Consider the following 23,881-nt stretch of genomic DNA (forward strand, 5'->3'; position numbering starts at 1 on the left):
ATGAAGAAAGAGGGGAGTTTAAAGGAACAATCCAGGGCCTGGGCGGCTTCCTTCGGGAAATTTGACGCCGACTTTAAGGATCTTGTTCCCGTCCATGACTGCGACAGTCCACAGGGTGCCATTCCACTCGATCTGGTCACCAACAACGGGCTCGCCACGATTCTTTTGAGTGATGAATTGGCTAAGCGGCATATTGGCGTCCAGTCCGTCGAGCTTCAATCCGTACAATGCCGCGACAGCCCCGAGCTGAGCGTCTCCCTGGAGAACGAAGTCGCCGAAGAATCGCAGATCGAGGCCGCGTTGTGGGGCTTGGCTGAACAACTTGCCCAAGGCCGATAAATTGTGTTCATGGCCGATTACGCACAGTAAATCGTCCACCTCCAACTTCGTACTACCCGACGGATGGAGCAGTTGCTGGCCACGAAACAGGGCTGCAATTCGAGTTCCTTCGGGCATTTTCAGTTCACGCAACGCTGCGCCGATGCACCATTTTTCAGCGCCCAGGCGATAAACGAACAGTTCCCACTCGCTTGTGACATGCACTTCCAGCGCAGAGCGGGAAATCGGTGCGGGCTCTGGGGGGACAGTAACTTTTAGCAGTTTGGCAATCCATGGCAGGCTCGTGCCTTGGACCAGCAGCGACACCAGTACGATAAAGAACGCCAGGTTGAAATACAGCTGAGCATGAGGAAGGCCGGCCATAAGCGGGAACACAGCAAGAATGATCGGCACCGCGCCGCGTAGTCCTACCCAGGCAATAAATGCTTTTTCTCGCGTGTGAAACGCTTTGAATGGAAGCAGTCCGACCAGCACCGACAGCGGCCTGGCCACTAGAATCATCCACAGGGCCAATCCCAGTGCAGGCAACGCGATGGGTAGCAAATCATGAGGTGTGACCAGCAAGCCCAGCACCAAAAACATGCCGATCTGCGCCAGCCAGGCCATGCCGTCGAGCATGTGCAAAATTCCGTGGCGGCTACGAATTGGCTGATTGCCCAAGACTAATCCGCACAGGTACACCGCGAGAAAGCCGCTGCCGTGAATGGCGTTGGTCAGCGCAAAAACCACCAGCCCCCCCGCTACTACCAGTATTGAATACAAGCCGGTTGCCAGGTGAATTCGGTTGACCAGTTGCAGCATTATCCATCCGCCGCCCAAACCAATGATTGCGCCGATGCCGAACTCTTGAATCAAATGCCCTAGCAGGCTCCAGTGCAAACCGGTTTCGCCGCTGTGCAGCATGTCGATCAGGGTCACGGTCAAAAACACCGCCATGGGGTCGTTGCTGCCGGACTCAATTTCCAGGCTGGCGGTTACGCGCTCATTGAGGCCTTTGCCGCCCAGCAGTGAGAACACCGCAGCAGCATCGGTCGAACCGACAATGGCGCCGATCAACAAGCCTTGAATCAAATTCAGGTTAAACAACCATGCGGCGACCATGCCGGTCAGTGCAGTGGTGATCAGTACGCCAACCGTGGCAAGTGACAATGCCGGCCATAACGCCACTCGGAAACTGGCGACACGGGTACGCAGTCCGCCGTCGAGCAGGATGACTGCCAGTGCGAGGTTGCCGACTAAATAGGCTGTGGGGTAATTATCGAAAACGATGCCGGCACCATCAACACCTGCCGTCATCCCGACTGCGAGGATGATCACCAGGATCGGGATGCCGAGGCGCGAGGACAGTGAGCTGACCAGAATACTTGCACTCACCAGCAACGCGCCGATCAAGAACAGGCTGTTGATGGTGTTTGCATCCAAAAGGCGGTACTCCAAATCGAAATCGAGAAAGCAAGGCGGGGACTGGCCATGCAGTCCGCGTGCCAAGGGATTCTAACCTGTTGAATTGGAGAGCTGTCAAAGCTTTGTATCTTGATCCCCGGTAATGGGCTGCTGCGAAGCCGTTGCCGTGATGCTCAGCGGGCATTGAAGACGCGAGCAATAAATTAATGAGGAGATAAGTATTTACCTCATCGAGGCAGCAGGCGTTATTTATGGTTTCTGTCCAACTAACGACAGGATGTCAAGTTATGTACGAAGTACACGCTCCGGATGCTCTCGCTGACGAGGTTTTTAAAAGCCTGAACATCAAGTACGAATCGCCAGAAGAATACGCGAAGGAAACAGTTCGCACTTACGCGCAGCAGAAATGGGGAGTTCTTCTTGATCCGGACGAAATGGTCATTGCCACGCTCTACATTGAAACGGCAGGCAGGCAAGCTCCGTTCAACGCAGACGTAGCGTTTTCCATGACGCTAACCCAAGCGATGCTGCGAAATTGGCAGCAAAAGGGCAGTGGCGAATTTTTTGAGCACCTCAGCAGGCTTGAGGGTTACAGGCCAGGAGGCTATGCAGTCAATCTCGTGAAGAGTCCGCTACCGCTTTGGGACTGCGTTGCCTATGAAGCTGTTTACCGCAAAACCACCCCGCAGCGTTATGACGCTTCCACCCATCTTTATATTCGAGCAGACGAATTCAAGCAGTACGTGTGGGACTGTAATCTTCAGGCTCACTATAGAGCCAGGCTTGCCCAATTCTGGAAAGAACATGAGCCCCATTACAACCTTCTGATCAAAGGTTCGTTATTAAAGGTCGTTTATGCGCAGGCGACGGCGGGGGAATTAACGGTCGCGGACAAAAGTTTTTTATTGAATGCCTTGGGACTGGACGAAGGCCAGACATGGGAAAGCCTCACCTGGGATCAATTCGTTAACGCCCCCATTTCTAGTAATGCCACATTTCGCGAGATGATTGTTTACCGTTACACGGCCACCGACATACTGGCTATCAAAAACGAACTAACGGGTCGCGTCATTATTTATATTCCCGGTAATTCATCTCCATTACACGGTTTTGATTCGGAGCGCTTGGCCAAGGATTGGTTGGGGCGGCAGTGCCGGGATCCTCGGAAAAGGAAAGCGTTGGAAAGCCATTTCAGAATGGAAGATGACGGCGATGGAGTGTTTTTAAGCGGGTTGCATGCAGCGTTAGCCGGCATGGCGGTTTATCCAAAATTTTTGAACCAAGCCACGGGTTACTGGCCCCCTCAGTCCACCATCAAGTTTGGGGCCGCTATCACGCTCTGGCCGTTTAGCCATTTCCGGGAACGTCTCAAAGAGCGGCTCGGCTCTGACGCGGTGCAATCGATACATACCCAAAGTGATTATTGGAAAGCTGCGTCTGCTCACGGGATAACCGACGCTATTTTGGTTTTGGGAGGGGTCGTTATGGTGGCGCCTGAAGTTGCTCCACTTCTCGGCGCGTTATCGATCGCGTTAGTGGGACTGGGCGTCGACGAAGTGGTTGAGGGGCGAGATGAGGCTGAAAAAGAGCAAGGGCTTAGGCATATCCAATTTGGTGTATTAAACGCTTTGCCTCTTATCGGAGAGGGTGTTGTTAGCGTGATGGAAGCTGGGCGAGCGGTTAGGGATAGCGCCGAAGCCGTTAGGTGGGGGGCCAAGATCGACGTCGCTACTGTTAAATGGGGGGACTCAGTAGACGTAGATGCTGAGACCCCCGCAAGCCTCGCCGCCAGAGAAGAACAGGCGCGACTCGCAGAGCAAGCCCGGCATAAAACCATTGATGACACTGAGCGTAGTTTCGGTATTGAACCTGCAGGTCTACGTTCATTGCAACCGCAAATGCGATTGAAGCTTAAGGCGCTCGAGTATTCGCCACCGCTGAAAAACGGTGCATGGTCATCTGCTAACGGCACTAATGAGGTTTATCAGGCGTTCAATTTTCAGGCGAACACAACTGAGTATTTCATTCGGTTGCATTCCAGGATTTACCGGGTTGAATGGGTAGAAGCGGCCAGCCAATTTCGTATTCGTGCGCCGTATAGCGAAGGTCTCCCAGGGCCATATGTTAAGGAGCTAAGCCTTGGTCGATGGGACGTGGATTTGAAGCCAGCATTGCGCGGCGGCGAAAGTTTTGACGGTTCATCATCACTAGCGCCTCTTGATCCAGGTATTGCATCCGTTCAGCCGCTACCAGATGTGCCGCTCATTTTTCAGCCGGACATTCCAAAAATTCAAATAGAACTGCCCATGGATGGAGTTGAAAGCGCAGAAGATAAGTATTTTATCCACCTGAAAGGTAAAAGGACGCCGGTTTACTATGACGCTGATCCGGAGCTACCCGGCTGGACGTTGAATACGGGTGACTACGTTTGGAGAGATGCGAAAGGCGAATGGCGTAGCGTAGACGCGAAAGTGTATAGAAAACTCGAAGACAAGATTCCTCAAAGTAAGGAACACCAGATCTACACGTTTGCGCGACTGCCACGACTACCCACCAATACCACACCTATCGCACGGGAAGTTCACTACATTTGGATGGGTGATAGACTGCCCGGCGAAAAATTATTAATTAACCTTTCAAGAAACGCGGCAAAAAGTTCGGACCTGACTTTTATCCTCCATATCGATATAGATAGCGATCTGGCCTTTCATGATCTGTCTTCGCGTTTCACCAACCACCCTAATATTCATATTTCCAGGTTGAGAGATGAGGCTTTTTATTCGGACTTCCTGAAAAGCGAACTGGCACCAATGTTTAATTATTTCCGCTATGGAGACTATCAAAACCTGGCGGCGGCGTCCGATGTCCTCCGCTATCGATTGATTTACGAATACGGCGGAATCTACATGGATTGCGACGACACCATCGTGAGTTCTTTTGAAGGGATCAGCCTCGACGCGGGGCCTTGCGATGTGTTGATGGGGAACGAAATCAGTGCCCCATCAGTTAATTATGTCGGACCCAACACGAGTCACTTTGCCAGCCATCCTCGAAATCCGGTATTGAAAGAACTGATGCGGGAAATGCACGGGCGTTTCGTCAGTGAAGACCCTGTGTTTTTCACGACGCCGCGGCCCCATATAGACAGATCAACGGAAGAGCTGCGTGTTGGGTCGAAAGCGGCAATGGCCCCTTATATGACCAAGATCTTTGAATTGACGGGGCCAGGCTTATTTTCTGATGTCATCAGGAAGCTGCGGCCGGATTATTTTGATCTGTTGGCACGAAGCCTCAAGCCAGAGGTGATTATTTCCGCCGCCTATACCGAGCGTATGGAGGCTGCGCGGGACTTCTACTTCCCCTTCAAACGCAAAACCCGGATCCTGGCAGGGAGCGCAAACGAATGGTGAGTCGCCATACGATGAGCTCCACGCTTAGTCTTAAGGGCTAAAACCAGTCATCCTGCATAGCCAGGCACGTATCGTCGCGTGCTTCCAGTATCGTTAACTCATGATGGCAGCCCGGTATTTCCCATGTCAGAAAGTACCGGGCTGCCTGTAGTTTGCCTTTATAGAAACTCGCGTCAGCTGGGTTACCCTTGGTTAAACCTTCCTCAGCACGAATTGCTTGTTCCAGCCAGCGCCAGCCAATTACGGTGTGACCGAAAACTTTCAGGTACAAAGCTGAGTTAGACAAGCTGCTGTTGATTTTGCCTTCGCTCAGATCGGTCAGAAGGCCAATGGTTACCGTTTGCAAGCGCGCGACCAGTTGTTCCAACGGCTGGCGTAGCGGAGTTAATCCCTTGTACACCTGCGCCCGGGCAGTCGTATCGGCAATCAAGCGAATCAACTGCTGGAGTCCGGCGCCGCCGTTTTGCGCGAGCTTACGACCCAGCAAATCCAGCGATTGAATGCCGTGAGTGCCTTCATGAATCGGGTTCAGACGATTGTCGCGGTAATACTGCTCCACCGGATATTCACGGGTGTAACCATGCCCACCGAGAATCTGAATTGCCAGCTCATTGGCCTTGAGGCAAAACTCCGAAGGCCAGGACTTGACGATGGGTGTCAGCAAATCCAGCAACTCATGAGCCTGTTTCCGAACCTCGTCAGTTTCGCCGGTCGTTGTGTCATCGAACAAACGAGCGGCGTAGAGGCCAAGGTCAAAGGAGCCTTCGACGTAGGCTTTTTGCGTCAACAACATCCGTTTGATGTCGGCGTGTTGAATGATCGAAACCGGTGCGGTATCGGGATGTTTGTTGTCGGGCAGGCGCCCCTGTGGTCGTTCGCGGGCATATTCCAACGAGTACAAATAACCGGCGTAACCGAGCATTACAGCGCCCATGCCAACGCCGATTCGCGCCTCGTTCATCATTTGGAACATATAGCTCAGGCCCTGATGCGGTTTGCCCACTAAGTAGCCGATGCATTCGCCGTTGTCGCCGAAATTAAGCGCCGTTGACGTCGTGCCGCGCCAGCCCATTTTGTGAAACAGACCCGCCAAGAGCACGTCATTGCGTTTGCCCAAGCTGCCGTCATCGTTCACCAAAAATTTAGGCACGATGAACAGCGAAATGCCCTTCACCCCTGAAGGCGCATCCGGCAGTTTTGCCAAGACCATGTGCACGATGTTTTCAGACAGCGGATGGTCGCCACCCGAGATGAAAATCTTGTTGCCGCGCAGACGATAGGTGCCGTCCGCCGATGGCTCGGCCCGGGTACGAATGTCCGACAGCGACGAACCTGCATGGGGCTCGGTCAGCGCCATGGTGCCAAAAAAGCGCCCGTCGATCATGGGCTGCAAAAAGCGTTGCTTCTGCTCATCGCTGCCGAAGCTTTCAATCAGGTTGGCCGCGCCCATGGTCAAGAACGGGTAAGACGTTGACGCCGCGTTAGCCGACTGAAAGTGTGCAAAGCAGGCTTGAGACAACAGCGTGGGCAATTGCATGCCGCCCGCTTCAAAGCTGCGCGCGGCGTTCAGAAAGCCAGCTTCAAGAAACGCATCCACTGCCGGTTTTACTTCCGGGATCAGCACCGCTTCGCCGTTTTCATAGCGAGGCTCGTTTTCGTCACCCTTGCGGTTATGTGGGGCGAAAAACTTTTCGGCGATGGTCCGTGCGGTTCCGATCGCAGCATCGAACGTTTCGCGATTGTGCTCAGCGAACCTCTCGCGCTGGGTCAAGGCTTCGGCGTCCAGCACTTCATACAGCTCGAAAGCCAGGTTGCGTGAACTCAGAAGCATCTCGGACATGGCGGCCTACCTATTTTGGAATGGCTGAAGTCTAGGCGCAGACGCGAGAGGCTGAATAGCAAGATTGATGTGGGTGATGGAGGGGTAAAACGTGCAAGTGCGCAAGACCGTCCCGCGCATCATCGGCATGCGCCTGTGGATCTATGGTTTCTCTCGGGGCGCTGCCGAGGCCCGGGCGTTCGCCAACTGGCTGGAGGCACTGACCAAGGTCGAAGTGGAGGGCGAAACCTGTTACCTGTTCGCCGGAATCCCCATCAGCATTGGCTTCATGGGACTGTTCGATACCGTGGCCCCGTTTGCCGCCGGGCACATGGGTTGGGCCGATGACTCCATGCGTTTGCCGGATTCAGAGAAGTTTCTGGAGCGCTGCGTGCATTTGGTCGCGGCTCATGAACAGCGCGGCTGTTTTCCACTGGATTCGATTCGGCGCAAGGACAATCCTGACGATCCGAACGGCGGGTCAACCTACCGTAATGGAACGTTTGAATACCTGTACCCCGGCGTCCACTCGGATGTGGCGGTGGTTATGCGCCGGGTGAACAGGGGAAGGCGATAGCGGGAAGTCAGGATGTACTGTCGCAAATTCCGCTGCAGCATATGTATGCGGAAGCCTATTCCGTCGGAGCCCCATTGCAAGCGCCCTCGATTGCGCTCAGCGCTGAGCAGAAAGAAAACTGGCCATGGAACAGCTGGCGATCAAACTGGCCTACGAACAACGTATCGGTGCTGAAAAACCGACGACGTTCAACATGCGCAAAGCCTTCGAACCCAGCCTTGACCAAGCGCAAATGGACAACGCCATGGACGAGTTTCGCCGTGACTACGTGCCCTCTTTTTGGGGGCTGTCGTGGGACGCCGATACCGTTAGCCTTGCCACCCTCGCCCACGTCACCCTGGGCGGCTGGGTGTACTTGACCAACGAAGAGGACGAAGCCGAGGAATACATTCGAATGCGCCGAAAGGCCAATATCGTCTTCAACAAGCTCTACGCCCCCCGCAGTTTTGAAATCCTCAGCGATAGAGCGCAGACCCTGACCGATTTTTTCGACGAGCAGGTTCACGACTCCCGTGCCTGGTTCATGAACGCCGCCCTGGGCGAGCGCGAGTTATTCACCGATTACTTCCGCTACCGCTGCATTTTCTTCGACAACGAGTCGAGCAAAGCCCTGTCACCTCTGGTGTTCACTGAGCAAGTGATAGGTGTCGCTGTCGCGGTCGCCAGCATTGGCCTGAGCATCAAGCGTCATGACCCCCGTTATCTGGTGGGGTTGTTGGCACCGTCGTTTGGGATTCCGGTGTTTCGAGGCAAAGTCGGCCTGCCGGGCATCAGCGCCTTCGACACCCTGACCGGCATGGCCCTGCCCATGCTGAGCAACCTCGACAACCTCCGCGCCTTCACCCAAGACACCGGCGACGTACTGAAACTGGTTAACGCCTTGCCGATTCCGCCCACCCTCAGCGAAGAAACCGCCACCACGCCAGAGCTTAAAGCCCTGCTCAACGCCCACAAAACGGCGAAGGTCGCAAAAATGGCCAAAGACTTGTTCGACAGTCTTCCCGCCGAAGAGAAAACCAGTTGGCTGGACCAAATCAAAGGCGCCGTGGGTGGCTAATCCACCCACCTGTGGGAGCCAACGTGTTGGCCAAGGGGTTTGACGCGGTATGCCTGACAAAACGCCTCGCGAACACGTTCGCTCCTATAGGTCAACTGAACCTTCAACGCTGCGCAGCCAACAACTCTGCCAGCTGTTGCGGCGGCATTGGATACGCAAGCAGGTAACCTTGCGCCGAAGGGCAGCGCAATTCTTTAAGCCGCTCCAGTTGCGTTGGGGTTTCGATGCCTTCTGCCGTGATATCAAACCCGAGTTTTCGACCCAGCCACAAGATGCTTTGCACAATCGCCAGGGTCCGGCTATGGGTCATCATGCGTGAGACAAATGAGCGGTCGATTTTTATCGCGTCGATAGGATAACGATCAATGTAAGCCAATGAACTGTACCCGGTGCCGAAATCATCCAGCGCAACACGCACGCCTAATTCACGTACTTTTTTGAGTATCAAACCGATGGCTTCGGGCTCTTGGAGAAAAATATTCTCGGTAACCTCTATCTGCAGGCGGTTGGCAGGGAAGTGAGTATTGTGCAGAACCTGTTCCAGCTGGGCGATGAATCCGGAGTACTTAAGCTCTCGTCCGGAGACATTGACGTTGAGTTGTAAATCCATTTCCGGGTATCTGCTTTTCCATTATTGAAGCTGCCTGCACGCTTCGCTCATGACCCAATAGCCAATTTCCTGAATGACGCCGATTTCTTCGGCGAAGGGGATGAACAGGTCAGGTCTCACCAGACCGCGCTGTGGGTTATTCCAGCGAATCAGTGCCTCGACCGCTTTCATATTGCCCGTCAGCAGGTCGTAGATCGGTTGGTAATGCAGCACGAACTCATTGCGAGCGATGGCTTGTTTGAGGGCACTCTGTAGCGATAGGGCTTCAATGGCTTTCTCGCGCATTGAATGGTCGAAAAGTGCGTATTGACCTCCGCCTTTGGACTTGGCGGTATACATGGCGACGTCGGCATCGCGCAGTAGCTCTTCGGGTGTCTCATGGCTTTTATTGATGCTGACGATGCCAATGCTGCAGGCGGTAAAGATGTCCTGCCCACAGATATGGAGCGGTGCCTGTAATTGCTCGATGATTCGCATCGCCAGAGCGGCAGCATCAGCGTCGGTTAATTGGCCCTCGACCAGAAGAACGAACTCATCGCCGCCGAATCTCGAGAGGATTTCAGATGGGCGCAAACACTGCTCAAGTCGACGAGCCACGGCAGAGAGCAGAAGGTCTCCAGTGCGATGCCCCAGGCTGTCGTTGACCAGCTTGAAGCGGTCCAGGTCCATGAACAAAATAGTGGCGTGAGGATGCCCTTTGAGTTGTCGCCGCTCGAACACCTGGCTTAGCCGCGCCATGATGAATGCGCGATTGTTTAGCTGGGTGAGGGCATCATGTGACGCGGCGTAGGACAACTCCTGCTCGATCTGTTGCCGCTCGACCAGCCTTATTTCCAACGCATTTTTTTCGGCCAATACCACGTGTGCTTTATGAGCGAGCTCTTCGGCCTCCTTTCGTTCGCTGATATCGCGTTGAACAGAGATCCAGTGGGTAAACCAACCGTGTTCATTGGCCACAGGAACGATACTCAGTTGAACCCAGAACTCGCTGCCATCGCGCCGCTTGTTCAGCAACTCGACTTCGATCGGTTGCCATCCTCCAAGGGCTGTCCTTATCTGGTTCAGGGTTTCGCGATTGGTGTTATCGCAGTGAAGTATGCGAGGTGTTTTTCCCAGCACCTCGGCTTCGCTGTAGCCGGTGGTGGCAGTAAAAGCGGCGTTGCAGTAGACGATTCGGGGTCCTGGTAGATCGACGGGTTCGGCCTCGGTGATCAGAATCGCGTCCTTGGCATGAACCACGACAGATTCCAGCAGCCGCAATCTTTCCATGATGTGTTCATCGAGATACGGTTGGGTCACGGGGGGGCCTCATTTCTTATGTACAACGTCCAGTTCGTACGGCGCGCACGATTCTCGATATCGAGTCTCGTCACGACAGGGTCACCCGGCCTAAAGACGCAACATCGCTGATGGCGCTTTGATGTGAGTGCATACCAACTTGTACATACTTACACGATAAACTTATACATAAATAAATCTATGTAAAAGCTTTGTATTAGTAAAAATCGCTGCTTCGTGACAGGGGAGGAGGGGCTAAACATGAAAAGGGGAGACGAAGCTCCCCTTTTTTCGTGCGCATCAGGTATCAGCCAATGGTCATTAAGCTCGCATTCCCTCCTGCGGCGGCGGTGTTCACACTCAACGCTCGCTCAATCACCAAACGTTCAAGCGCGATATTGGTTTCCCCGTGGGACAGTCCGTGAACCCCAATGATGGCACCATCGCGTTGGGCGATTTGCTGACAGACGGTCTGGAGCTGATCCGAGTCGCCATGATGCAGAACCGCATCAATGACCACGTCGTCTTTGTTCCAATCTGCTACCAGTTGGATGCGCGCTTGTAGGTCTTTAGGCAAACGAGTACGCAGGGTTTTGCCCAGTTCACTGTCAGGCCAGACAGCCGTGCTACCGACTGCCAAAACGGCTGCCAATTGAGTCAACAAGTCAGCTTCGCTTTCGGCCAGGCACAGCACATGCTCGCGCGGCAGAAGGCTGTAGCTGTTGCGTTCACCTGTTGGCCCGTTCAACACCCGAGTGATGCCGCTTTGCGACTGTGCTGCGAACTGATTGCACAGGGCGCCAAGCGGTTCAAGCTGTTGGCTGGCGGCCCAGGTTTGCAGTGCCTTGAGCGGTTTGCTCATGGCATCGCGCATTTGGGTGTTGGGTGTATTGAGCGCATCGCCACGGGCGAAGGATTGTTCGATGGCGTTCACGGGGCGCGTGGATAACAAACGATACAAGTACAGCGGGCCACCGGCTTTCGGGCCAGTGCCAGACAGACCTTCACCGCCGAAGGGCTGAACGCCGACTACCGCGCCCACAATGTTGCGGTTTACGTAAACGTTGCCCGCGTTGACGTTATCGATGACTTTGGCGATGGTTTCGTCGATGCGTGTGTGAACGCCCAAGGTCAACCCATAACCGGACGCGTTGATCTGACCTATTAACAGGTCGAGCTCTTTGCGCTTGTAGCGAACAACGTGCAACACCGGACCGAAGATCTCGCGCTGCAGTTCGTCGAAGCTTTCCAGTTCAATCAAGGTCGGCGTGACGTAGGTGCCACGTTTGATTTCATCACTGTCGGCAATGGCTAACTGATAAACGTTGCGGCCTTTGTCGCGCATGGCCTGAATGTGCCTCTCGATACCGGCCTTGGCTTCGGCGTCGATCACTGGGCCGATGTCGACAGACAGGCGTTCCGGATTGCCGAGACGGCATTCGGCCATGGCACCCTTGAGCATTTCGATCACGCGATCGGCGGAGTCTTCCTGCAAGCAGAGTACGCGCAAGGCCGAGCAGCGTTGACCCGCGCTGTCAAATGCCGAAGACACAACGTCGGTGACCACTTGTTCAGTCAGCGCCGAGGAGTCAACGATCATCGCGTTTTGTCCGCCGGTTTCGGCGATCAGCGGGATCGGTCGGCCTTGTGCATCCAGGCGTCCGGCAATATTGCGTTGCAGCAGGCGGGCAACCTCGGTTGAACCGGTGAACATCACGCCTTTGACTCGGTCATCACCCACCAGACGCGCACCGACTGTTTCACCGGGCCCTGGAAGCAATTGCACGACGCCTTCCGGAATGCCGGCCTCGAGCAGTAGCCGAACTGCCTGCGCAGCAATGAGCGGCGTTTGCTCGGCAGGCTTGGCCAGCACTGGATTGCCGGCGGCCAACGCAGCGGCGACCTGGCCACTGAAAATAGCCAGTGGGAAGTTCCACGGGCTGATACAAACCACCGGACCCAGCGGGCGGTGGGCGTCGTTGGTAAAGTCATTGCGTGCCTGTACGGCGTAATACCGCAGGAAATCTACCGCTTCGCGGACCTCGGCGATGGCATTGGCGAAGGTCTTCCCGGCCTCGCGGGCCAGTAGGCCCATCAGCGGCTGAATTTCGCCTTCCATCAAATCGGCGGCACGCTCAAGAATAGCGGCGCGTTCTGCAGGCGGGGTTGCTTGCCAAATAGGCGCAGCATTTAAAGCACTTTGAATGGCGTTGTCGACGTCTTCCAGATTGGCTTCCTGGACGTGGCCAACGACGTCGCGCAAATCCGAGGGATTCAGCACGGGAGCAAATATGCCAACGCTCGCAGGACTGCCCAGCATTGGTCCGGCTTTCCAATCGTTATGTGCGGTGGCCAACAATGCCGAAGACAGTGATGCCAATCGGTGTTCGTTGGCCAGGTCGATACCGCTGGAGTTGGCGCGGTCCGGGCCATAAAGATCACGCGGCAGAGGGATGCGCGGGTGCGGCAAGCCGAAGCCGCCTTCCTGCGTCGCCATCTGCTCGATGCTGTTCACTGGATCAGCCACCAATTCCTGTATGGAAATAGACTGGTCGGCGATGCGGTTGACGAACGAGGTGTTGGCGCCGTTCTCGAGCAAACGGCGGACGAGATAGGCCAGCAGTGTTTCGTGCGTACCCACCGGCGCGTAGACCCGGCACGGTCGATTCAACTTGCCGTCGGCCACTGTGCCCACCACCTGCTCATACAGCGGTTCGCCCATGCCGTGCAGGCACTGGAACTCGTATTGGCCAGGGTAGTAATTCTGACCGGCGATATGGTAAATCGCGGCCAGGGTATGGGCGTTGTGTGTCGCGAATTGAGGATAGATAACTTCCGGCACCGACAGCAGCTTTCTTGCGCAAGCGATGTAGGAAACGTCGGTGTAAACCTTGCGGGTGTATACCGGGTAGCCTTCCAGTCCATCGACTTGGGCGCGTTTGATTTCGCTGTCCCAATACGCGCCCTTAACCAGACGAATCATCAAGCGATGGCGGCTGCGGCGCGCAAGATCAATGACGTAGTCGATAACATACGGGCACCGCTTCTGGTACGCCTGAATGACAAAACCGATGCCGTTCCAGCCAATCAACTGCGGCTCGAAACACAAGCGCTCTAGCAGCTCCAGTGACAGCTCAAGGCGGTCAGCTTCTTCGGCGTCGATGTTCAGGCCAATGTCATAGTGTTTGGCCAGCAGGGTCAGCGATAACAATCTCGGGTACAACTCGTCCATAACGCGTTCGTATTGCGCGCGGCTATAACGGGGGTGCAAGGCGGAAAGCTTGATCGAGATGCCTGGGCCTTCATAAATGCCACGACCATGGGACGCTTTGCCAATGGAGTGGATGGCCTGCTCGTAGGAGGCAAGGTATTTCTGCGCATCGCGTTCGGTCAGCGCTGCTTCACCGAGCATGTCGTAAGAGTAGCGGAAACCCTTGGCTTCAAAGCGGCTGGCGTTAGCCAAGGCTTCGGCGATGGTTTCGCCGGTAACAAACTGTTCGCCCATCAAGCGCATGGCCATGTCCACGCCCTTGCGGATCATGGGTTCGCCACTTTTACCGATGATGCGGCTCAGGGATGAGGTCAACCCGGCTTCGTTGTGGGTGGCGACCAGTTTCCCGGTCAGCAGCAGACCCCACGTAGCCGCGTTGACGAACAGCGACGGGCTATTGCCCAAATGCGGGTGCCAATTACCGGTGCTGATCTTGTCGCGGATGAGCGCATCGCGAGTGCCTTTATCCGGGATGCGCAGCAGCGCTTCGGCCAGGCACATCAGGGCTACGCCTTCTTGGGACGACAGCGAGAACTCTTGCAACAAGCCTTGAACGATGCCCGCACGACCAGTAGCACTTTTTTGATTGCGCAGTTTCTCGGCAATGCTCGCCGCAAGCTTCTGGGTGGCTTCGGCCATGGCCCCTGGCAGACGCGCCTGTTCTAACAGCATGGGCACAACTTCAGGTTCGGGGCGGCGATAAGCGGAAGTGATCGCGGCACGAAGAACTGATTGTGGAAGGATGCTTTCGGCAAATTCCAGGAAGCACTGATGGGCAACATCGGCGTGATGGTCGACCAGTTCGTCGGGCTCTTTTCCGGTCAGGCCATTGAGCTCCATGAGGGTCGCGCCGCCCTCAAGCTTCTCAAGGTAGTTGAAGATGGCCTGCTTGATCAGCCAGTGGGGGGTTCGATCAATGGACTGCGCGGCGGCTTTCAAGCGCTCACGGGTAGCATCATCGAGTTTGACACCCAAGGTGGTTGTCGCCATTTCTCATCCTCTAATCGCCACCATCGTGTGGCATAGCCGACGCTCAGGTTAATCTCGAAATTCTACTGGTGCAACCCGGTGCAACCCGTTTTTTTTCAGAAATATTATTGATCCGTCCCTGCAACGCTTGACCCCATATTAAGGGCGCTAGAACGGTGCTTTTTAGCCCTTGATTACAGCGCGAGGCTCTGAAACGGAGCAAAACATGAGGTAACTAAAAATACCTTACAGGTACAACTTGATGGGAAAAATGGGTTGCACCCTATTTGCGTTGTTGACTAGGATTCCAGCCTTCGAGGTGATGCGTGTTCATTCTCGGTACATCAGCTGACGTTTTCCTGGGGAAACTTCAGTCCAGCGTGCGGCTAGTTATTCATCCGTGTGGAACGTTTTGATCGTTGCGCACCGATTGATTGCCGTGCAAATAATAACGCCAGGGCGCCATTTTATGACTGTCAGTAATCCCACTCTGATCACCTTCGTGATCTACATCGCGGCAATGGTTCTAATCGGCCTGATGGCCTATCGCTCTACGAATAATCTTTCCGACTATATTCTTGGTGGCCGCAGCCTCGGCTCCGTAGTCACTGCCTTGTCGGCCGGTGCATCGGATATGAGCGGATGGCTATTGATGGGGCTGCCAGGCGCTATCTATATGTCGGGCCTATCCGAAGGCTGGATCGCCATCGGCCTGGCCATGGGTGCTTATCTGAACTGGCTGTTTGTCGCCGGCCGCCTTCGCGTACAGACCGAGCACAACGGCGATGCACTGACTTTGCCGGATTATTTCACTAGTCGCTTTGAAGACAAAAGTGGGGTGCTGCGGATTGTTTCGGCCGTGGTGATTCTGGTGTTTTTCACCATTTATTGCGCTTCAGGTATTGTTGCCGGCGCTCGCCTGTTTGAAAGTACATTTGGTATGTCTTACCAAACTGCCTTGTGGGCCGGTGCTGCTGCAACGATTGCCTACACTTTTGTTGGGGGGTTCCTCGCTGTGAGCTGGACCGATACGGTGCAGGCCACTCTGATGATCTTCGCGCTGATCCTTACACCGATCATTGTGTTGCTGGCCACGGGCGGCATAGACGCCACCTTGCTGGCTATCGAAGCGAAAGCCCCAACCCATTTCGACATGCTTAAGAATACGTCGTTTATCGGCATCATTTCTCTGCTGGGCTGGGGCTTGGGGTATTTCGGCCAGCCGCATATCCTGGCGCGGTTCATGGCAGCCGATTCGGTCAAGTCGATTGCCAAGGCACGTCGTATTTCCATGACTTGGATGATTTTGTGCCTGAGCGGCACAGTCGCGGTGGGCTTCTTTGGGATTGCCTACTTCTCAGCGCATCCAGAGTTTGCCACGCCGGTCACGGAGAACCCTGAGCGGGTGTTCATCGAGCTGGCCAAATTGCTGTTCAACCCATGGATTGCCGGTGTGCTGTTATCGGCCATTCTGGCGGCGGTAATGAGCACGTTGAGCTGTCAGCTATTGGTGTGCTCCAGTGCGCTGACTGAAGACTTCTACAAGGCTTTCTTCCGCAAGCGCGCATCAGACTCCGAGCTGGTGTGGGTGGGTCGGGCAATGGTGTTGTTAATTGCCGTGATCGCGATTTTCATTGCGTCGAACCCGAACAATCGTGTTTTGGGTCTGGTGAGTTATGCGTGGGCAGGGTTCGGCGCTGCATTCGGCCCGGTAGTGCTGATTTCAGTGTTGTGGAAAGGCATGACGCGCAATGGCGCGCTCGCGGGCATTCTGGTTGGCACCGTTACGGTTGTCGTCTGGAAGCAATCCGCGTTGCTAGGGTTGTACGAAATCATTCCGGGTTTCCTCTTCGCCAGCGTCGCAATCCTGGTGTTCAGTCTGCTGGGTAAAGCGCCGACCGAGGGCATGCTGACACGCTTTGCGGCGGCGGAAAAAGAGTTCAAGGCCGCTACGCTTGAATGAGTGAACCGCTACAAACGGCCCATGCAATGAGCCGTTTTACTCGAGGTTATTGGTCCTTTACGTGATTAATAACCCTGTTGTAGAAAGTCGCTTATCTCCTTCGCCCTCCGACCCCAGAGGTACAAAGAGCGCTCGCGCTTGATTGACCGCTGGGCTGCTCGGGTTCAATGTTTTCGTCCAACAGCTAAGGTCTTTTTTTGTGAAAAAACGGATTTGGTGTGTAGTGGCCTTGTGCAAACATCTACCGTTAGTCGGGTGGACGGCATTTAGCCACCAGATGATGCGTGCCTCGCTTCTGCTTTTGTTTTGCCAGGGCTAGAGTAAGCCGCTAGTAGAATTCTGGCCTCGCCCTACGCCCTGGCGTAAGGGCTATAGGAAGAGAAGCAGCATGGAATGCCTGCAATTAAAGCCGTTGGACGCTACCTTTGTTCTGTTGGTAGTTGATGATTACCCTGAAAATCTGATCACCATGCGTGCCGTCTTGCATCGACAGGATTGGCATGTCGTCACGGCCGCTTCCGGGGCCGAAGCTCTGAATGTCCTGCTTACAATGGACGTCGATCTAGTGTTACTCGATGTTCACATGCCGGGCATGGATGGTTTCGAGGTCGCTCGATTAATGCGTGGCAGCCAGCGGACCCGTTTCACACCGATTATTTTCCTGACCGCCAGCGAATACTCTCAAGAATCTGTCCACAAAGGCTATGCCAGTGGCGCTGTGGATTATCTGTTCAGGCCTTTCGATCCGCAGGTGCTTAAGCCGAAAATCCAGGCGTTGCTGGAACATCAGCGTCATTGTCAAAACCTGAAAACCCTCACCCACGATCTGGAAGCTGCTCGCGCTTTTAATGCATCAGTGCTGTCGAACGTTGCCGAAGGTATCTTGGTTGTCGACGAAGGGGGAGTAATCAGTTTCGCCAACCCGGCGATTTGTCGATTGCTCAATGCAACCGTCGATGAGTTGCAGGGCGCTGAAGTGATTGATTACCTAAGCAAGCCGCACATTGTGCAATGGTCGGAATCGGATTTCTATCGCAGTTATCGCAACGCGGATACGTACCGCATGCACGACGCGGTACTGCGCACGGCTGATGGTTCTAAAGTACCGGTGGCCTTGTCCTGCGCGCCTTTGCCCGCTGAGCATCGGTCGATGGTGCTGAGTATTCTCGATATGTCGGTGGTGCGCGACTTGTGCCAGCAACTTGAGCAGCAGGCAGTGACCGACCCGCTCACAGGGCTACTTAACCGCCGCGGATTTTATCAAACGGTTGAAAACACGTTGGCGCGTTCCGACCGTGTGGAAAAATCACTGGTGGTGTTGTACTTGGATCTTGATGGGTTCAAGCGTGTCAACGACTCACTGGGTCACGATGCGGGCGACCGGGTGTTGCTCTGGGTTGCTGAACAGCTCCGGGATTGTCTGCGCCCTTATGACATTTTGGCGCGCGTGGGCGGAGATGAATTCACCGCAGTGATAGACGGTTTGGATTATCCAGAGCAAGCGGCGATCATCGCCGAAAAACTGATTGAGCGCGTGTCTGTGCGGCAGCAGATCGACGGTCTGGATATCACTTTGGGCGTCAGTATCGGTATTGCAACGTACCCGGACTGCGGCGCTGATATCGATGGCTTGCTGCGCGCCGCCGACATTGCCATGTACGAAGCCAAACGCGCAGGGCGTCAGCAATATCGTTTTTATGACCATGAAATGAACGGTCGCCCTCGCTCGCGATTGATGCTCGAAGACAGTGTGCGAAAGGCCATTGAGGGGAATGAGTTCTTGTTGGTGTACCAGCCTCAGGTCTCTATCGCGAGTGGCTGCGTGCGTGGCTTTGAGGCATTGCTGCGTTGGCAACATCCCGATGTTGGCGATGTGCCCCCCGGGCTGTTTATCCCGCTGCTCGAAGAGACGCGTTTGATCAATCAGCTAGGCAGCTGGATATTTGAGCAGGCTGCGCAGCAGCGCCAAGCCTGGAACGTCATTTTTCCGCAACATTTAGTGCTGGCCGTGAGCGTGAGCACAGCGCAGTTCAGCATGCCTAACCTGGCCACGGAACTTGAACGCGCTATCGACCGTTACGGACTCTTACCACATCAGCTTGAGGTTGAAATTACCGAAGGTTCGTTAGCGCAAAACCCTCATCACTCACGCAAGCAATTAAAAGCGCTACGTGACGTTGGGGTACGTATTGCGATGGATGATTTTGGCGTCGGTGAATGCTCGCTATCCCTCCTGCACACGCTTGAACTGGATACGTTGAAGATTGATCGCCAGTTTGTGGCCAGGCTATTCGATTCGCCGCGCGGGACAGCGGTGGCGCGCAGCGTAATTCAGCTCTGTCGTGAGTTGGGCATATTGATCATTGCCGAGGGTGTTGAGAAAGCAGAGCAGTATCACTGGCTGGCAGAAAACGGCTGTCACCTGGTTCAGGGTGCCTGGGTCGCACCGCCGCTGACGGTTGAAGATGCCCGACAATTTGTTAAGCCGTTCGACTGGAACGAGTGCAAGGGGATTTGAATTCGGTACACTGGCGCCCTTTGAAATCTTCGTTGCGCCCATATGATCGCGCCTGCTCTTGCTCCGTTGAAATACCTGCAAGCCTATCCGCCTGCTCTCCAGGAGCAGGTGCAGCAATTGATTGCGCAAAATCGACTGGACGCGTACTTAAAACAACGCTATCCCGAGCGCCACGCGGTGCAGAGCGATAAAGCGTTGTACGTTTATGCGCTGGCATTAAAGCAAGAGCATCTGCGCAACGCGCCGAATATCGATAAGGTGCTGTTCGACAATCGTCTGGACCTGACACACCGTGCGCTGGGGTTGCACACGACGATTTCTCGTGTTCAGGGCGGCAAGCTTAAGTCCAAGAAAGAAATTCGTATCGCTTCGCTGTTTAAGGACGCCGCGCCCGAGTTTTTAAAAATGATCGTCGTTCACGAGCTGGCGCATTTCAAAGAGTCAGATCACAACAAAGCGTTTTATCAGCTGTGCGAGCACATGCAGCCTGGCTATCACCAGTTGGAGTTCGATCTGCGCATTTACCTCACGTACCGTGATCTACAAGGCAAAGCTGCCCAATGAACCTCCCAAAGGCCCAGGCGATGGATGTTAACAAGACTAAAAGCAGTTTTTATCGCCGTCTGTACGTGGCGTATTTGATTGATAGCGGCACCGCCGTCAGTGTTCCGGCGCTGTGTGAAGCAACGGGAATGCCCCGCCGCACAGCCCAAGACACCATCGCGGCGCTGGCAGACCTTGACATTGTGTGTGAGTTTGAGCAGCAAGACGGCGCGCGCAATCATATCGGCAGTTATCAGATCAGAGAGTGGGGAGCCCTCGACAAAGGCTGGATCGCTCAAAATCTGTCCGCCATAAAAACGGTATTGGGCTACCCGTAAATAAGCACTAGTCCAGGTCGCGGCGCATGCCGATGTGAAGGATTTCGTCCTCCAGGTACACCTCGCCAACAGGCCTGAAGCCATAGCGTCCGTAGTAGCCCTGTAAATGAGCTTGAGCTGAGAGGTAGATCGGCTGATCAGGCCACTTCTTTTCGGCATGTAGCAATGCCTGAACCATCAATGCGTGGCCCATGCCCCTGTTACGCGCAACGGGTGCGGTGACAACGCGGCCGATGACGACATCACCGCCTTGTTGGATCGGATCAAGCAGACGCAAATAGGCCACCAGTATTTCGTTTTCCCACGCCATTAGGTGGCAGGTGTCACCCGCCAGATCCTGGCCGTCGACGTCCTGATACCAGCACTTTTGCTCAACCACAAAAACTTCTGCACGCAAACGCAATATGGCGTAAAGCTGTTCTTTGCTGAGGTCGGTGTGGTGTTTGCATAACCAGTTGATAGACATGTGACAGACCTAAGAATGAATTCTGGGCGGATACTAAAACCAGTGTCCGATTAGATGCCAGATAGAACTGTAGCGTTTTAATACAAAACGCTACGAGTGGGGCCGAAAAGAAAAAGTTTTTGATCGAGACGACGGGCCCTCAGGACTGTTGGTCGCAAGGTTTTCGATTGTGTAATCTGCACGCCGTCTCTGGATTTCGGTGGGGTAAAAGCGGGTATTAGTTCGGGCCGTGATCCAATGCGTCCCCCGTATGGCGGGCAGTTGTCCGCCTCAGGATTTTGAGCATGCCACGATTGCTTCGAGCCATGGGTTTGCTGGGATTGTTATTGATGGCACACGGCGCCCACGCGGCACCGTTGCGCTTGGTCGCTGATGCATGGCCACCGTTTACCGACATCAATTTGGTTAACGGTGGATTGGCTACGGACATTGTCAGTACGGCATTAAAGCGTGCTGGATACTCCACAGGTTTTGAACAAGTGCCCTGGGCGCGTGCGTTATTTGGGTTAGGCGAGGGGCGCTATGACGTGCTGGTCGATGCCTGGTTCAGTCATGAACGTACCCTTTTAGGCGAGTTTTCCAACGAATACCTGCTCAACCGCGTCCGCTTTCTTAAGCGTAAAAATTCCCCTATCGTCTTCGATAGCGTGCAACAGCTTCACTCATACCCCATCGCTGTCGTGCGGGGATATGCCTATTCGGTTGAGTTTGATAGCGATGTGCAGCTGCAAAGAGTCCCGGTCCACAGTTTTTCCATGGCGTTGCAAATGCTGCAAGCAGGACGGGTCGCGCTGACGTTGGAAGATGAATATGTCGCCCGTTACAACTTGAGTCACGAGCCACAGCAGGTGCGAGACAGCGTCGAATTTCTGCCCAAATCACTGCGCGAAAACAGCCTGCATATTCTGGTCAGCCTGAAGAATCCCGATCACACGCAAATCGTTGCGAACTTTGATCGCGAGATAGCCGCGATGAAAGCTGATGGCAGCTACGATCGTCTGTTCCGTGAGCACGGCCTGTAATTGAAACTGATGATCTTTTCAGGCCGCGATGGATTCTTTGATCAGGTGCGCGGCCAACGTTCGCAGTGGCCCCAATTGACGACCAATTAACGCGAGCTGGGTTTGTACCAATCGCTGACCGTCGTCTATTTCATCAGGAATCTGTTCAAGTTCATTAGCCAGTGCTTCCTCCGCGTCACTCTGAATCGCGACGGGTTGCTTGTTGGCCAAGCTTTGGGCGATTTCATCAATGCTCGCCGCCAGGCTGGCACCGGCGCCATTGATCAAATGCTCGCGGGTCTCGGACGGCAACTGCGTTTCGCGGTGCGCCCCCAGCCCTGATAGATAACTCAACAGCGTGTGGGACAGCACTAAAAAGCGGAAGCCTACATCAGCGTCTTTGCGAAAGTGTCCTGGCTCCATAAGCATGTTGGCCAAGGTGGTCGATAGTGCAGCGTCGGCATTATGGGCGTTACGACGGGCCAGGCGGTAAGCCAAGTCGTCATTCTTGCCGTGCGCATACTGCTGCATTATTTGCCGCAAATAAATACTGTTGCAGGTGAGTGTGTTCGCCAGCACCTTATTGAGTCGTCGCCCTTGCCAGTCCGGCAGAAAAAGGAAAACGGCGAGGCCGGCAATCAGACTGCCAAGTAAGGTATCGAGCAAGCGAGGCAGAAATAGCCCGTAACTATCACCGGTCTGGTTGAAGCAGAACAGAATCATCAAGGTCATCGCCGCGGTGGCCAGGGTGTAACGCGAGGTGCGATTCACGAAGAACACAATGCCCGCCGCAATGGCAAACATTGATTGAATCAAAGGGCTCGGAAACAGATCAAACAATGCCCATCCGGCTGTCAGACCAATGGCCGTGCCGCTGATTCGCTGCACCAGCTTACGCCGCGTCGCGCCATAGTTGGGCTGGCAGACGAACAGCGTCGTCAAAATGATCCAATACCCCTGCGATGGATGCACCAAATGCACCATGCCATAGCCGACGCTCAACGCCAGCGGTAGTCGTAAGGCATGGCGGAACAACAGCGACGTCGGCGTCAGTTGCAGCCGGACTCGGTTCCACACGTCCTTAAGACCGCTTGGAGAGCGGTCGAGCAGGCTGCTGTCAGAGGCATCTGCCAAACTGTCGGGATTGCTGGCGTCTCTAAGTAGACGGTCCAACGTTCCTAAATTTGCAGCCAAGGCACGCAACGAGCGCAATAGTCCACGCCACGCCGGATTACTCTGAATGCGCAGATGCTCTAGCGAGGCATGCAAGTCTTCCAGCGCATGGGCGAAGCCTTCGTCGTAAACAAAGGGCTGACGTAGCTGGATGGTTTCTGACAATCGACGGCATGCGATCCCTTGCTGGCGCAGCAATCGAAGGCAACGGAACAGCACGTCGCTGTGGAAAAATGCATCGGCCAGCGCGTTGTACGGGTAGTGGGACGAGCTGGCACGCTCATGGATGTCTTGTGCCAGAAAATACAGCTTCAAGTAGCGACTGACCTTTGCCCCAGGTCGACCATCGCCCACGCGGTGCAGGATGATTTCCTTAGCAGCATTGAGCGCGGCGACGACGCGACCATTTTGTTGCGCCAACGCCAGGCGCCGACCTTCGAGGTCCAATTGGCGGATGGGCTCAAACAGCGTCGACTTGAGTTCCAGATAATGTCCCAGTTCGCTAAACAGCTTGGCCAAGCTTTGTTGGACCGGCTGATTGGAAAACAACATCTGCCACAGCACGGACAATAAGCCGTACCAGGCAGCTCCAGCGACCAGCAACATTGGCTCATGCCAAACGTCCGTTACCTCACCGCCGCGCTGATCGACGCCGATCATGGTATACACCGACAAAATCAAGGTGGCGGACGCAATGGCGCCATAGCGCCCGCCCAAAGCGCCAAGCATGGTCAGGCAAAAAGCTGCGATGGCCAAGGCACAGACGAAAAATAGCGGGTAGGGAAACAACAGTTCGACCGATAGAGAGGCGATGCTGAAACACACCAGCGTCACGGCCAGAGCATTCAAACGGCCTTGCCAGCTGTCATCGGTCTCGGCCAACGCGCTGGCAATAATCCCCAGAAACACCGGGATCAAAAGAGCCATTTCGTTTTGATACCAACACAGCGCCATTGCTCCGGTCAGGGCAATGAAAACCCGCAGGCTATAGCTGAACTTATCCAGCGCCCACAAACGACGGAGCGTATGACGAAAAGTAGGTGACGGCATAAGGGGCTAACGGCCTTCTTCGCTGTTGATTCAGACCACATAAGTATCTACAGCGCTAAGTGTCAGCTGTACATAAGGTTCAGCAAAAATCTTTT

At 54.7% G+C, this 23,881-nt stretch carries 13 protein-coding genes and 1 pseudogene; 8 read left to right on the forward strand and 6 right to left on the reverse strand.

From position 1 onward, the window contains the following. Window positions 1-18 precede the first annotated feature (18 nt). Complete coding sequence (locus tag QN378_RS01905) at window positions 19-1,761, reverse strand: potassium/proton antiporter (protein WP_322206444.1); 1,743 nt, start codon at window positions 1,759-1,761, stop codon at window positions 19-21. Window positions 1,762-2,030: 269 nt separating this feature from the next. Here QN378_RS01905 and QN378_RS01910 point away from each other — a divergent pair, with 269 nt between their 5' ends. Further along, window positions 2,031-5,153, forward strand: coding sequence for a glycosyltransferase family 32 protein (locus QN378_RS01910; protein WP_323546763.1), 3,123 nt, complete (start codon window positions 2,031-2,033; stop codon window positions 5,151-5,153). 37 nt (window positions 5,154-5,190) lie between these two features. On the opposite strand, the gene QN378_RS01915 is transcribed toward QN378_RS01910, so the two are convergent. Continuing rightward, window positions 5,191-6,993, reverse strand: coding sequence for an acyl-CoA dehydrogenase (locus QN378_RS01915; RefSeq protein WP_322206446.1), 1,803 nt, complete (start codon window positions 6,991-6,993; stop codon window positions 5,191-5,193). 91 nt (window positions 6,994-7,084) lie between these two features. Between QN378_RS01915 and QN378_RS01920 the strand changes: the two genes are divergently transcribed. After that, a complete protein-coding gene (locus QN378_RS01920) occupies window positions 7,085-7,549 on the forward strand; it encodes a phospholipase effector Tle1 domain-containing protein (RefSeq protein ID WP_322206447.1) in 465 nt (154 codons plus the stop codon). A gap of 124 nt (window positions 7,550-7,673) precedes the next feature. Then, entirely contained in the window at window positions 7,674-8,606 is a 933-nt protein-coding gene (locus QN378_RS01925; RefSeq protein WP_323546764.1) for a hypothetical protein, read from the forward strand. Between the two features lie 103 nt (window positions 8,607-8,709). Here the strand turns inward: QN378_RS01925 and QN378_RS01930 are convergent. Together QN378_RS01930 and putA are read right to left on the reverse strand one after the other, a co-directional pair. Next, window positions 8,710-10,485 (reverse strand): annotated as a pseudogene (locus QN378_RS01930) (putative bifunctional diguanylate cyclase/phosphodiesterase). Between the two features lie 316 nt (window positions 10,486-10,801). Next, window positions 10,802-14,755 carry a trifunctional transcriptional regulator/proline dehydrogenase/L-glutamate gamma-semialdehyde dehydrogenase gene (gene putA, locus QN378_RS01935; RefSeq protein WP_322206450.1) on the reverse strand — a complete coding sequence of 1,318 codons (3,954 nt, stop codon included), beginning with the start codon at window positions 14,753-14,755 and terminating at the stop codon, window positions 10,802-10,804. 448 nt (window positions 14,756-15,203) lie between these two features. On the opposite strand from putA, the gene putP reads away from it, so the two are divergent. From putP to QN378_RS01955, 4 genes are all read left to right on the forward strand, one after another. Then, window positions 15,204-16,697 carry a sodium/proline symporter PutP gene (putP, locus tag QN378_RS01940; protein ID WP_322206451.1) on the forward strand — a complete coding sequence of 498 codons (1,494 nt, stop codon included), beginning with the start codon at window positions 15,204-15,206 and terminating at the stop codon, window positions 16,695-16,697. A 388-nt stretch (window positions 16,698-17,085) separates the two neighbouring features. Then, window positions 17,086-19,215 (forward strand): putative bifunctional diguanylate cyclase/phosphodiesterase, encoded by a 2,130-nt coding sequence (locus QN378_RS01945; RefSeq protein ID WP_322206452.1) that lies wholly within the window; start codon window positions 17,086-17,088, stop codon window positions 19,213-19,215. A gap of 42 nt (window positions 19,216-19,257) precedes the next feature. Next, entirely contained in the window at window positions 19,258-19,779 is a 522-nt protein-coding gene (locus tag QN378_RS01950; RefSeq protein WP_322206453.1) for a M48 family metallopeptidase, read from the forward strand. Between the two features lie 20 nt (window positions 19,780-19,799). Then, window positions 19,800-20,096: a winged helix-turn-helix domain-containing protein gene (locus QN378_RS01955; RefSeq protein WP_322206991.1), complete on the forward strand. Its 297-nt coding sequence runs from the start codon at window positions 19,800-19,802 to the stop codon at window positions 20,094-20,096. Between the two features lie 7 nt (window positions 20,097-20,103). On the opposite strand, the gene QN378_RS01960 is transcribed toward QN378_RS01955, so the two are convergent. Continuing rightward, complete coding sequence (locus tag QN378_RS01960; protein WP_322206454.1) at window positions 20,104-20,562, reverse strand: GNAT family N-acetyltransferase; 459 nt, start codon at window positions 20,560-20,562, stop codon at window positions 20,104-20,106. Between the two features lie 284 nt (window positions 20,563-20,846). Between QN378_RS01960 and QN378_RS01965 the strand changes: the two genes are divergently transcribed. Continuing rightward, a complete protein-coding gene (locus tag QN378_RS01965; protein ID WP_322206455.1) occupies window positions 20,847-21,584 on the forward strand; it encodes a substrate-binding periplasmic protein in 738 nt (245 codons plus the stop codon). 18 nt (window positions 21,585-21,602) lie between these two features. Here the strand turns inward: QN378_RS01965 and yccS are convergent, their stop codons facing one another. Beyond that, the gene (gene yccS / locus QN378_RS01970; protein WP_322206456.1) at window positions 21,603-23,786 is read right to left on the reverse strand and encodes a YccS family putative transporter; all 2,184 of its coding nucleotides are present in this window, start codon (window positions 23,784-23,786) and stop codon (window positions 21,603-21,605) included. Window positions 23,787-23,881 lie beyond the last annotated feature (95 nt).

This window comes from Pseudomonas sp. 10S5 (genome assembly GCF_035019745.1).
Lineage (GTDB): Bacteria > Pseudomonadota > Gammaproteobacteria > Pseudomonadales > Pseudomonadaceae > Aquipseudomonas.